This window comes from Shewanella sp. 10N.286.52.A9, assembly GCF_041468985.1.
Lineage (GTDB): Bacteria > Pseudomonadota > Gammaproteobacteria > Enterobacterales > Shewanellaceae > Shewanella > Shewanella japonica.
This window is the reverse complement of the sequence record NZ_JBFRJQ010000020.1, coordinates 50,481-62,660: the sequence shown is the minus strand read 5'-3', so window position 1 is coordinate 62,660 and position 12,180 is coordinate 50,481. Positions and strand designations below refer to the sequence as shown.

Genomic DNA, 12,180 nt, shown 5'->3' with positions numbered 1-12,180 from the left:
CTTAGCGCATAGTGACAAACTCTTCTGCGCCAGTTGGGTGAATCGCAACAACTGCATCAAAGTCTGCTTTTGTCGCGCCCATTTTCATGGCAACACCAAAGCCTTGGAGGATTTCATCCATACCAAAACCAATGCCGTGAATACCAACAACCACTTCATTTTCACCTGCGCAAATCAGCTTCATTTTACACGCTTGTCGGTGAGCTGTAATAGCGGTGTACATTGAAGTAAAACCAGAGGTATACACTTTAATGTTGTCTTCGCCGAATTGTTCAACTGCTTCTGGTTCAGTTAATCCCATAGTACCAATTGGTGGGTGACTGAATACGACCGTTGGGATCACGCTGTAATCCATTTTTGCATTTGGCATGTTGCCAAATAAACGTTCTGATAATAAGCGACCTGCTTTGACTGCAACAGGTGTTAATTCAACGCCGCCTTCCATGATGTCACCGACACAATAAATACCTTTTGCTGTCGTATTTTGTTGCTCGTCAGTGACCACGTAACCTTTGTCATTCAGTTTCACATCAGTGTTTTCAAGGCCAATGTTTCCTGTAGAAGGAGAGCGCCCAATAGCCCAAATTAAGCTATCAACAGTGATGCTTTCACCATTCTCAAGTTCAAGGGTTAGGCTGTCATCTGCATTTTTAACCACAGCTTTTGGAATACTGTGAGTGTGCAGGGTTGGGCCATCTGTCGCCATCGCTTCTACAAGCGTGTCGGTCAAAATAGGATCAAAATTACGTAGTGGAGCATGTTTACGTACTAATAAATGGGTTTCGCTACCGAGTGCATGTAATACGCCAGCAAGCTCAACGGCAATGTAGCCTGCACCCACAACAGCAACACGTTTAGGTTGCTCACGTAATGCAAAGAAGCCATCTGAATCAATACCGTATTCAGCGCCAGGAATATTTGGAATTGTTGGCGCACCACCAGTGGCGATAAGGATATGATCAGCCGTGTAATGCTCGCCATTGACTTCAATGGTATTACCGTCAACAAACTTACCGTAACCGTTCAATAGGGTGACATTATTACTGGCAAATCCGCGGCCATATGCCTCATGAATACGGCCAATATAGGCTTCACGGTTATCGACTAACGTATTCCAATTAAAGTTGTTCACTGTAACGTCAAAACCGTAATCTTTGGCGTATAAATGCATGGATTCAGCAACATGAGCGCCATACCACATGACTTTTTTCGGTACACAACCCACGTTGACGCATGTTCCGCCAACATGTTTTGCTTCAATAACTAAAACTTTTGCGCCACGCATTGCCGCGCGATTACCTGAAGCGATACCACCACTACCTGCACCAAGGCAGATATAGTCATAATGTTGAGCCATGTTAACCCTCTCTATTATTGATACTTGAATCAGATTGCTAATACGGCAACCTGACTTTTATTAAGCGTTTATGTGAGTTTGACAATTTTTATTGCAGCCATTGTAGGGGGGAATGTCATCACAAGCTAGTTTCTAAGACCGTAAAGTCGGCTAATTTATTGCAGCGAAAAGCTGACACTGTACCTGCAAACGCTCAATCAGTGGTGCTTAAACTTGAGAAAGTAACGCATTATTAATTCAAATACGCTCACTCAGTATGACCAAGTACTAGGTTTATCGACGATATTGACATTCAGCCTGTTGGCCTTGAGCTGGGCCTGAACCTTGGCAGTCCATACATTGCCACTCATCTTGTCGATGGGATAATTCTGTTTGCAAATAGCTGGCATCTTTATTGTGCTTGAGTTGTGTTGATAATTGTTTGATTCGATTAGCCAACCAGCGGCAGCTCGGATCGTTGGCAACCACCATCTTGGGAGAAACCTTGGCGGCAGAGGTATCGTGCATTGAGACTGGGTCTGATGACACTTGTATGGTGTCCGCTCTATCTAACTGCATTTCATCTGCAGCATATTCAAGCGCACTTTGTGGCTGTGGTATGGCGATGGGTTGACCTTGGCTGTCTAGCACGCTGCCAATGGGAAGCGCATTTGTGGGGTTCTGTTGATTGATATTTTTTGATTGACGCAGCTGGGTTAAATCACTTGCTTGCGTTTGAATACTAAACAATAGCAATACAGTGATAATAAAAGGGGTAACCAGTATATGAATATGATGGGGAAATTGGCGGATAAACCAATAGCATAATAGGCGATATGATCCCTGAGTGTGTTTCATCAGCATTCCTTTGCTTTAGTTAAACGAGTACCACATCATGTGGAACGACTCACTTAGCTTAGAAGGGAATAGGGGGATTTGCCAAACACAGAGATGTTTTAGTCTGAGCTAAGTGTCAGGCAATATAGGTATTACTGATAATTAAAAGCGCCAAGTTAAGTAAATGCCACCAAAGCTTTCGTCTAAACTCCCTGTATAACCTTCGGCTTTCGCCTCTTGTTTAATATCATCCATGGCGATGACATGGCTGAATTGAGCACTAAGAGCAAGGTTATCTGAAATTTCATAATTGGCTTCAATTCCCATTTGGAAATGGTTTGCCCCATTATGCTCTTCAGTTGCATATTGAAAATCAAATCCTTGGGTAATATATGGCGTGACAGTAAATCGCTCACTGAGTTGCCAAGGGCTATGGAGGCTCACTTCAACAAAGTAGCCGCCAGCTTGCGTTGAATAGGTATAAGCAACAGAAGGGACTAACCATTCAACGGCGGTATAAGTCATCTCAGCAAAAAACTCGTTGTCGTTAGCGCGTTCATCGCCGTAAAACTCAAGGCGTTGATAACCTATAATGGTTTCTAGATTGTCATGGAGGTGAAGTTCATACTCAAGCCCCCAATTATATTCAATGTAATGCGTTGAATCGCCTCTGATTACAGCTGCATATGCTGTTAAATCACCTGTAGATACTGCAGCAGCACCAGAATATATGCCACCACTTTCTAGATTGTTGCGCCCTTCCGAGATGTATTTTGAATCCCAACCTAAAGCAACGCCAAAACTAAGGTCTTCGGCATGGGCATGAAACGATGTGGTTAGGTATGTTGATATCAGGCTTAGAGTTGTCACTAATAAAGGGGATAATTTAGTTCGCATTTCGACAACCTTTCTCAAAATCATATATTCAATAAAGGAGAATACCTGAAAAACATTTTTTGGAAATGATAACGAGTTAGATTTGCGATCGAGTTGTCAATATCTTCAGTGTAAAGTTTGCGTAAAAAAATCTGGGTGTTTACTCACGTTTTTTAAGCTTATTTTAATATACGTGTTTAGTGTATAGACAATACCAAATCGGTGAGCTCAAAACTGCTATAGACTTGAATTTACAGCTTGTTGCCCTTATTAATGGATAAAGGCCACAATTACCCTATTTCCCCGAGGAATCACCTATGAGCAATACATTGCTAGATAATCCTTTACTCGAGCAGAGCGAGCTTCCGCAGTTTTCGAAAATTAAAGCGGAGCACATTCAACCAGCTGTAGAACATGCTATTGCTCAATGTCGCAGTAAAATTGATGAAGTCTTAGCTGAAAACAGCACATATTCATGGGAAAACTTAATTGAGCCATTAGAAGAAGTGGATGATCAGCTCAGTAAAATTTGGTCGCCTGTATCACACATGAATTCTGTGACCAGCACTGATGAATGGCGTGAAGCTCATGATGCTTGTCTGCCGTTATTATCTGAATACGGTACGTTTGTTGGCCAGCACCAAGGCTTGTATCAAGCCTACAAATCCATTCAAGAGTCGGCGGCGTTTGATACGCTGTCTACGGCACAAAAAACATTACTAACTCAAAGCCTTCGTGACTTTGAGTTGTCGGGCATTGGGCTCGATGAACAGCAAAAAATCCGATATGGCGAAATTGTAAAACGCCTTTCTGAACTGACTAGCAGTTTTTCTAATCAGTTATTAGATGCCACACAAGCGTGGACTAAATTGATTACTGATGAAACTGAGCTAGCAGGCTTACCAGACTCTGCGATTGCAGCGGCCAAGGCGATGGCTGAAGCGCAAGAAAAACAAGGTTGGTTATTTACGCTAGATTTCCCATCTTACTTACCCGTGATGACCTACAGTGAAAACCGTGAACTGCGTGAAGAGTGCTACCGTGCATTTGTCACTCGAGCGTCAGATCAAGGCCCGAATGCGGGCGAGTTTGATAACAGTGCCAACATGGACGAAATCCTAGCGCTGCGTCATGAGCTTGCTAACCTATTGGGTTTTGATAGCTATGCTGATAAATCATTAGCAACTAAGATGGCGAATGATCCTAGCCAAGTATTATCGTTTTTAAATGAATTAGCCTTGCGTTCAAAAGAGCAAGGTAAAGCCGAGCTAGCAGAGCTTAAAGCCTTTGCTAAAGCAGAGTTTGGCGTGACAGAGATGGCGTCGTGGGACTTGAGTTTTTATGCTGAAAAGCTACAACAGCATAAGTATGAAGTGTCACAAGAGTTATTACGTCCATACTTCCCAGAAGACAAGGTCTTATCAGGTTTGTTCTACACTGTGTCACGCTTATTTGGTTTAACCATTGAAGAGCAACATGGTTTTGATAAGTGGCATGATGATGTGCGTTTCTTCCATATTTACGATGCGGATAACGTGCATCGTGGTAGCTTCTACTTAGATTTATATGCACGCAGTGGTAAACGAGGTGGGGCATGGATGGATGATTGCCGTGGCCGCCGTGTAACAAGCAATGGTCTGCAAAAGCCAGTTGCCTATTTAACCTGTAACTTCAATGGTCCAGTTGATGGCAAACCAGCGCTCTTTACTCATGATGAAGTGACAACCCTATTCCATGAGTTTGGTCATGGTATTCACCACATGTTGACTAAAATTGAAGTCGGTGGTGTTGCTGGGATTAACGGTGTGCCTTGGGATGCCGTAGAGTTACCAAGTCAATTTATGGAAAACTGGTGCTGGCAAGAAGAGGCATTAGCTGAGATCTCGGGCCATTTTGAAACGGGTGAACCTTTGCCTAAAGCCTTATTAGACAAGATGCTAGCGGCTAAGAATTTCCAGTCAGGCATGATGATGCTTCGTCAGTTAGAGTTTTCGTTGTTTGATTTTAGAATGCATCATGAGTTTGATGCTGAGAAAGGCGCTGATATTCAAGGTATCTTAGATGAAGTTCGTAGCCAAGTTGCTGTGAATGTACCGCCTGCTTTTAACCGTTTCCAACATGGTTTTGCACACATTTTTGCTGGTGGCTATGCAGCTGGTTACTACAGCTATAAATGGGCAGAAGTGTTATCAGCAGATGCATTTTCTCGTTTCGAAGATGAAGGGATCTTTAACCCAGAAACAGGCAAAAGCTTCCTTAACAACATCCTTGAAATGGGGGGCAGTGAAGAGCCTATGACCTTATTTGTGCGCTTTATGGGGCGTGAGCCAAATACTGATGCGCTATTACGTCATTCAGGCATTAATGCGTAACCTTGTGAGAAATAAACAAGCATACTGTTATAAGTGATTGTTTAGGCACTGCAAAAATTAAATGATAAAAGGCACCTCAAGGGTGCCTTTTTTGTCTTTATGCTACTTAGGTCAATTAATTTTGCTGATGAACTTATTAATTCAGTAAAGTTACATTACTATGTTATCGATAGCATAAATTGAACGGACTCGTACTTTGACAGAGCAAGCATCTCCAGAAGAGCCAGTATTCTTCACCTTAACTCCGGGCAGAACCGTAGATTTACAAATTGATTTCCCAGTCAAATTCAGAATTAAAGCCACTTTGGTAGGCTATGAATTGGGTAAATATATCATTTTAAAACATCCTGCTCCGCAGCAAATGAACAATTATAAAGATGTGTTCGTTGAAGGTAATGGTGTGGTTGTACGTTACTTGCTAGAAGGTCAGCAAGGCGAATGTTATGCATTTAAATCTATTATTCGCAATATCACTAAAATTCCAGAAAAGTTTATTTTTCTGTCGTACCCTAAGCAGATAGAAAACCGTCAGTTACGCACCCATCAACGTTATACCACCCATTTGCCAGCAATGATTCAAGCCAAAGGTGAAAACGACACCGCTCATGGTTCTCAGCTAAGAGGTATTATTTCTGATATTTCTATAAAAGGTTGCGGTTTCGTCTTTAAAGCTGACAACCCTAAAGTGAAAGTGAGCCAAAAAGACATCACAGTTACCATTCGTAATACCAATAACGAAGATATTTATATTTCTGCCAAGGTGTGCAATAGCCGGTTTGAGCATGGCAAAGTGAATGTTGGTATTCAGTTTGAAAATGATGATGAGCAAGTCAAAACATTACTGACTCAGCTATATATTGATTTGTAATGCAGGGGTGAACTCAGATTTAGATTATAAAAAAGCGACTGATAACAGTCGCTTTTTTGTCGATATACTATTGATATAAACTTACGCCAGTTTCAACTCATATTGCTGACGATACATCACCATATCTTCAATCGTCAGTACTGGCATATTATGCTTAAGGCCGAAGGCGACTATTTCAGGGGCTTTTGCCATAGTGCCATCTTCGTTAGTGACTTCGCATAGCACACCAGCTGGTTGTAGCCCTGCCATTTGCATTAAATCTACCGTACCTTCTGTGTGACCGCGACGTGACATAACGCCGCCAGCACGTGCACGAAGTGGGAACACATGTCCTGGGCGAGCCAAATCAGATGCTTTAGCGTCAGCTGCCGTGGCAGTTTTAACTGTTGTCACGCGGTCTTGGGCTGAAACGCCCGTGGTCACGCCTTCTTTAGCTTCAATGGATACGGTAAAAGCCGTTTGATTAGCGCTATTGTTATCCGCCACCATTGGCGGTAGTTCTAGCTTGTTGGCTTGCTCATCAGTTAAACATAAACACACAATGCCGCTGCATTCACGGATCATTAATGCCATTTGTTGACTGGTGAGGTGCTCTGCTGAATAAATAATATCGCCTTCATTTTCGCGATCTTCATCATCTAGCAATAATACGCCGTTACCTTCTCGTAAAGCAGATAAGGCTTTTTCGACACGTTCGATAGGATCGCCAAATGGCGAAAGTAGTGATAGCTGATTCATGGTTAACTCCTAAAAAATACCAGAATCAGGGCTTTAAAGAGGGTTTTTACGCCAACCGAAATACACCAGCAAGCACAATGCTCACTGGCGTATTTCTATTCTCTCTCATCCGGACTATAACCGTCGGCTCTGGAATCGTAGACATTACATCTACATCACCAAATCTGCTGACCTCGACGAATCGAGCGCTCGCGGGCTTAGTTAAGTTTACATTAGGGTAAGTTAACATCACCGCCGGTGGGGAATTTCGCCCCGCCCTGAGAATTAAAATAATCTGCTTAACACCCTATGTGCTAAACAGCGCCGTCATGGTAAGCCAAAAGTTTGGATTTAAAAAGTGATAAGGCACTCAGAGTTCATAAATATTTTTATCATTAAGGTGGCTGAACTTTGGCGGAGACATTTTCGTATAAGTTGTTCTATTTAATGATTTGTTAATTTAGTGAGTGGACTTGATAGCTGGTATGACCTCTGTTAGCCTGATGCGTTCATAAGGAGTAAGCAGTATATGAATTTATATTTTCGTCTCATTTGGTTGATGTTGTGGCGTAATCGCCAAGCTAAAAAAATTGGTTTTTTAGATACCAGCCGTATTAGTTACCGTGCATTGCCGCTAGATTGCGACATCAATATGCATTTAACCAATTCTCGTTATCCTGCGTTTATGGATCTTGCTCGTACTCATATGATTGCAGAAATGGGCCTAATGCAGAAATTTCTGAAGCTGAAATGGCTGCCTATTGTGAATGCATCAGAGTTTACTTTTTTCCGTGATATCAAACCGATGGAAAAATTTGAAATCGAAACTCGCATTGTTGGATGGGATGAGAAATATTTTTATATTGAACAACGCTTTGTTACCGCAAGAGGCTTACATTGCATCATGCATGTACGTGGCGTGTTTATTTGTAAGGGTAAACAAGTTCCGATTACTGATTTAGTTGCTGCAGCGGGCTATGAAGGGCCGACACCCGCTATGCCTCCGGAGTTGGTTAAGTGGAAAGAATTTTTACAAGTTAAGAAAGACCAAAACCTTGCTCCTAAATTGAGTTTAGCTTCGTAAACGTTATTATATCCAAAGATAATAATGTATTGAGTAGGTAACCTAAGTGGCCACATTAGAGAAGTTTAGCGATATTTTTGACCGCGCAGCCGAACGTAAAGGTGGTGCTAAAGCGCTAGGCTTATTAATGCCGCAAACATTAGATGCTGATGAGATTGGGCAATTTACCGATGCCCAATTGTTATCTGCAATGAGCAAGCAAGTGTTTCAAAGTGGCTTTGTTTGGCGAGTGGTTGAGAATAAATGGCCTGCTTATGAAGAAGCCTTCTTTAACTTTGAACCTTTTAAAGTGTTAATGTTGTCTCCTGATCAAATTCAAGAGCGTGCCACAGATGCCACGCTTATTCGTCATCAAAAGAAAACCCAATCCATTGTTGATAATGCTTATATGGTGCAACAATTGGCAGCAGAGCATGGCAGCTTTGCTGAGTTTATTGCTAACTGGCCAGAAGATGACATTACTGGACTTTGGCAAGTGCTGAAGAAAAAAGGCAGTCGCTTAGGGGGGAATACTGGGCCTTATTTTTTGCGCACGGTTGGTAAAGATACCTTTTTATTGACCAATGATGTGCAATCTTATTTAAAAGCCAACAAGGTCGTTGATGCAGGATTTACCTCTCAAACTGCGCTAAGACAGGCGCAAGCTGCGTTTAACCATTGGCAACAAGAGTCTGGCTTAAGCCAAGCTCAAATCAGCCGTATCATTTCATTAGGTGTGGGTGACAATCGCGTCTAGCGACGGGCTAAGTTGATGCGTTTTGATAGCGACACAAAAACATCTTGGCGACTTCATTGGCTATTTCTTGTTGCTCATCATGGTTAAGTCTGTCAGCAAATTGCATGACTTGAGGCCAAAAACAACTTCCTTTAATCAAGCTATGTATTTGCTGTAGCGCCAATTCCTCATTAGTGACTGAAATCTTTTTGTCGGCCATGGCTGCTCTTATCCAGCGCATTGTGGCGCTTTCTTGCTTTTTAACACGTTGAAACTCTTGGTTCATGGACTCTGGTGTATAGAAAAAATGCCCAATAGCCATACGTGTCAGCTCTATGTATTCATGGCTACTGATAAAATTGATTTCTTTAAATACCACTTCCGATAACTGCTCAAGCAAAGGTGTATTGCTTTGGTATTCTGCAACATTATGTTTGAAAGAGCGGTCCCATAGATCAGCCATTAAGTTCATAACAATCGCTTCTTTCGTGGCAAAGTGATTGTAAACCGTGCGCTTAGACACGCCGGCAACTTCGGCCAGCTTGTCCATACTGGTTGCTGCAACACCAAATTCAGTGAAGGTCACTTTGGCTGCGTTGATGATGGCAGCACGTTTTTTTTGGCTCAAAGTCATTTTTTCAGTCGGCATGGTTTTTACTCGTAATGTAAATCTCGAGACATTCTACACTGGGTAGTTTACTTTTCAATCATATTTTAATAAACTGCACCGTGCAGTTTACTTTTGGGTTTTACAATGAAATATTTTTTGATTTTGGTGGGGGTATTGGTGATGGCTTTTTCAATTAAATCATTTTTTGCAGCTGATAAAACTGACGCTGTTAAATTTGAAAATACCGATATTCAATACCAATCAGGCTTCAGTGATATTTGGAATATCGCTAAAAGCTACATGACTACCAAACGTTTACACCCTGCTCCTGTGGTTGAGGTACCAGTACAACCGATAACGGCAACGAGTTTAAGCTTTAGCAATGAAGATCAGCTCTTTCGTCTAGGTCATTCAACGATACTTATTCGTCTTGATGGTGACTATATCCTATTAGATCCCGTATTCAGTCAGCGTGCTTCGCCAGTACAATGGGCTGGGCCTAAGCGTTTTCATCAATCGCCGATCAGTATTGAGCAATTACCGCCAATCAAAGCGGTTATCATTAGTCATGATCATTATGATCACCTTGATAAATCAGCCATTACCGAATTAAGCGATAAAGTGGAGCATTTTGTCACGCCCGAAAAGGTGGGCGATTATTTAATTGAATGGGGTGTTGAGCCGAGTAAAGTCAGTCAGCTTTCTTGGTGGCAAGAGCTCACTATTGGAGAGCTAACCTTAGCGGCAACACCTGCACAGCATTTTTCAGGTCGTGGATTACGTGATCGTGATACAACGTTATGGGCAAGTTGGGTTATTAAAGGTACTAACAGCAATCTATTTTTCAGTGGTGATGGCGGATATTTTTCAGGTTTTAAAGAAATTGGAGAACGTTATGGGCCTTTTGATATCACGATGATTGAAACTGGCGCCTATAATGAAATGTGGAGTCAGATCCACATGATGCCTGAACAAAGCCTGCAGGCACATATTGATTTAAATGGTTCTGAATTTGAAAGCAGTGTGTTGATGCCAATTCATAATGGCACCTTTGACTTGGCGCTACATGATTGGTTTGAACCTTTAGAGTGGATTAGCGACTTAGGCGAACAGGCCAATGTGTTAGTGATTACTCCCGTTTTCGGAGAGCCGGTTAATGTCGCCTCACCGCAAAAAACACAGGCTTGGTGGCGTGAGATGCTATCGAATGATGAATGGATTTTACAATCTCAATAATTTTTTGCTAAGAGATAGAAAAATATCTGGTTTCACCTACAATAAACCAAATAAAATACTATTTCATATGCATTTTTTTTAACGTTATGTTGTATATTGGAGTTTTTTTAACTCATTCAGTTGTAACGTTATAGTAACATTTAAGGCTGTTTAATTTTTGTTAGCACAGCCTTGTTAACAAGCTTGAAACAAAGCCGCAAAACTTATTATTTGTTTACAATTTATAATATTTTAAGTGGTTGTTGAGTTCACATGGGTATGCGATAACAGTGCCCATAAAGTTTAGTCAATTTAAAACGTTAGGATTATCGCTATTTAGCAATCGTTACGTAATGAAGCGTAAGGTTACTGATGATGTCATTAGGAGTAAGAACAGTCATGCATAAAGCACTGAAAATAGCCTCAGTTATCACTGCGGCTTTATGGATTACAGCATGTGGTCAAGCCCAAAAGGCTCAGGCCCCGCAAGAAGCACCACCCGTTCCAGTTGGCGTGTTGAGTGTGACTGAGCAATCTCAAGCTATTCATGTTGAGTTACCTGGTCGTAGTCGTGCATTTTTGGAAGCTGAAGTGCGTCCACAGGTCTCTGGCATTATCACGAACCGTGGTTTTGTTGAAGGTAAGGACGTTGAAGCTGGCCAATCACTATATCAAATCGATTCAGCAACATATAAAGCGGCGCTGATTAGCGCAGAAGCTGATTTAGCAAGTGCAAATGCGTCTTTAGCATCGGCTAAAGCGACAGCTGATCGTTATGCTGCATTGGTACAAACCAATGCGATTAGTAAACAAGATTTTGATGAAGCAGATGCGGCTTATAAAGAAGCGATTGCCAATGTAACGGTAGCTAAAGCGGCAATTAACACAGCAAACATTAACCTTGAATACACTGAAGTTAAAGCACCTATTTCAGGTCGTATTGGTAAATCAAGTGTAACTCCAGGCGCTTTGGTAACAGCTAACCAGTCTGACACCTTAGCTAAAATTCAGCAGCTTGATCCAATCAATGTTGATATTGCTCAATCAAGCGCGCAATTACTGCGTTTAAAGGCCAAATTGAAAGCTGGCAAGCTACAGCAAAGCGAGAATGCTGAAGTGAAGTTGATTCTTGAAGATGGGTCGACTTATGAGCAAACAGGTACATTGCAATTCGCCGAAGTGAGTGTGGATGAAGCAACAGGCTCTGTGACACTACGAGCTGAGTTCCCGAATCCAGATGGCGTGTTATTACCTGGTATGTATGTACGTGCAATTCTTAATGCAGGGCAAGATCCAAAAGCGATTTTAGTGCCTCAAAAAGCGCTGACACGAAACACCAAAGGTCAAGCTGTGGCTATGGTAGTTGGTGCAGAAAACAAAGTAGAAACACGCATTGTGACTACTGCCGAGGTGATTAATCACCAATGGCGTGTGACTGACGGATTACAAGCGGGTGATAAACTGATTGTTGATGGCTTGCAAAAAATCCGTCCTGGCGCAGTCGTGACACCACAAGTTTTATCTGCCACTCCAGCAACTAAATAGGGTAA

The 12,180-nt window shown here is 42.0% G+C and carries 11 protein-coding genes and 1 riboswitch; of the genes, 6 read left to right on the top strand and 5 right to left on the bottom strand.

All coding sequences use genetic code 11. The features are described 5' to 3' along the window. Position 1: 1 nt before the first annotated feature. The 3 genes from gorA to AB4128_RS14960 form a co-directional block, all read right to left on the bottom strand. Positions 2 to 1,357, bottom strand: a complete 1,356-nt coding sequence (gene gorA / locus AB4128_RS14970; protein ID WP_055025864.1) for a glutathione-disulfide reductase — start codon at positions 1,355 to 1,357, stop codon at positions 2 to 4. A gap of 273 nt (positions 1,358 to 1,630) precedes the next feature. Further along, complete coding sequence (locus AB4128_RS14965) at positions 1,631 to 2,194, bottom strand: hypothetical protein (protein ID WP_192021844.1); 564 nt, start codon at positions 2,192 to 2,194, stop codon at positions 1,631 to 1,633. 141 nt (positions 2,195 to 2,335) lie between these two features. Then, positions 2,336 to 3,070 carry a hypothetical protein gene (locus tag AB4128_RS14960; protein ID WP_192021845.1) on the bottom strand — a complete coding sequence of 245 codons (735 nt, stop codon included), beginning with the start codon at positions 3,068 to 3,070 and terminating at the stop codon, positions 2,336 to 2,338. Between the two features lie 296 nt (positions 3,071 to 3,366). On the opposite strand from AB4128_RS14960, the gene prlC reads away from it, so the two are divergent. Both prlC and AB4128_RS14950 read left to right on the top strand, forming a co-directional pair. Further along, the gene (prlC, locus tag AB4128_RS14955; RefSeq protein ID WP_080914547.1) at positions 3,367 to 5,421 is read left to right on the top strand and encodes an oligopeptidase A; all 2,055 of its coding nucleotides are present in this window, start codon (positions 3,367 to 3,369) and stop codon (positions 5,419 to 5,421) included. Positions 5,422 to 5,617: 196 nt separating this feature from the next. Next, on the top strand, positions 5,618 to 6,289 hold the full coding sequence (locus AB4128_RS14950; protein ID WP_082972452.1) for a flagellar brake protein: 672 nt from the start codon (positions 5,618 to 5,620) through the stop codon (positions 6,287 to 6,289). Positions 6,290 to 6,370: 81 nt separating this feature from the next. On the opposite strand, the gene ribB is transcribed toward AB4128_RS14950, so the two are convergent. After that, the gene (gene ribB / locus AB4128_RS14945; protein ID WP_055026400.1) at positions 6,371 to 7,027 is read right to left on the bottom strand and encodes a 3,4-dihydroxy-2-butanone-4-phosphate synthase; all 657 of its coding nucleotides are present in this window, start codon (positions 7,025 to 7,027) and stop codon (positions 6,371 to 6,373) included. A 93-nt stretch (positions 7,028 to 7,120) separates the two neighbouring features. Continuing rightward, positions 7,121 to 7,296, bottom strand: a riboswitch (FMN riboswitch). Between the two features lie 239 nt (positions 7,297 to 7,535). Between ribB and AB4128_RS14940 the strand changes: the two genes are divergently transcribed. Together AB4128_RS14940 and AB4128_RS14935 are read left to right on the top strand one after the other, a co-directional pair. Beyond that, positions 7,536 to 8,090, top strand: a complete 555-nt coding sequence (locus AB4128_RS14940) for a thioesterase family protein (protein ID WP_055026398.1) — start codon at positions 7,536 to 7,538, stop codon at positions 8,088 to 8,090. A gap of 46 nt (positions 8,091 to 8,136) precedes the next feature. Next, the gene (locus tag AB4128_RS14935) at positions 8,137 to 8,826 is read left to right on the top strand and encodes a DNA-3-methyladenine glycosylase I (protein WP_055026397.1); all 690 of its coding nucleotides are present in this window, start codon (positions 8,137 to 8,139) and stop codon (positions 8,824 to 8,826) included. A gap of 7 nt (positions 8,827 to 8,833) precedes the next feature. Here AB4128_RS14935 and AB4128_RS14930 read toward each other — a convergent pair whose 3' ends face one another. Further along, the gene (locus AB4128_RS14930) at positions 8,834 to 9,454 is read right to left on the bottom strand and encodes a TetR/AcrR family transcriptional regulator (RefSeq protein ID WP_055026396.1); all 621 of its coding nucleotides are present in this window, start codon (positions 9,452 to 9,454) and stop codon (positions 8,834 to 8,836) included. A 105-nt stretch (positions 9,455 to 9,559) separates the two neighbouring features. Here AB4128_RS14930 and AB4128_RS14925 point away from each other — a divergent pair, with 105 nt between their 5' ends. Continuing rightward, positions 9,560 to 10,651 carry an MBL fold metallo-hydrolase gene (locus AB4128_RS14925; RefSeq protein ID WP_372038169.1) on the top strand — a complete coding sequence of 364 codons (1,092 nt, stop codon included), beginning with the start codon at positions 9,560 to 9,562 and terminating at the stop codon, positions 10,649 to 10,651. A gap of 378 nt (positions 10,652 to 11,029) precedes the next feature. Continuing rightward, entirely contained in the window at positions 11,030 to 12,175 is a 1,146-nt protein-coding gene (locus AB4128_RS14920; RefSeq protein WP_055026394.1) for an efflux RND transporter periplasmic adaptor subunit, read from the top strand. The last annotated feature ends 5 nt before the right edge of the window (positions 12,176 to 12,180 follow it).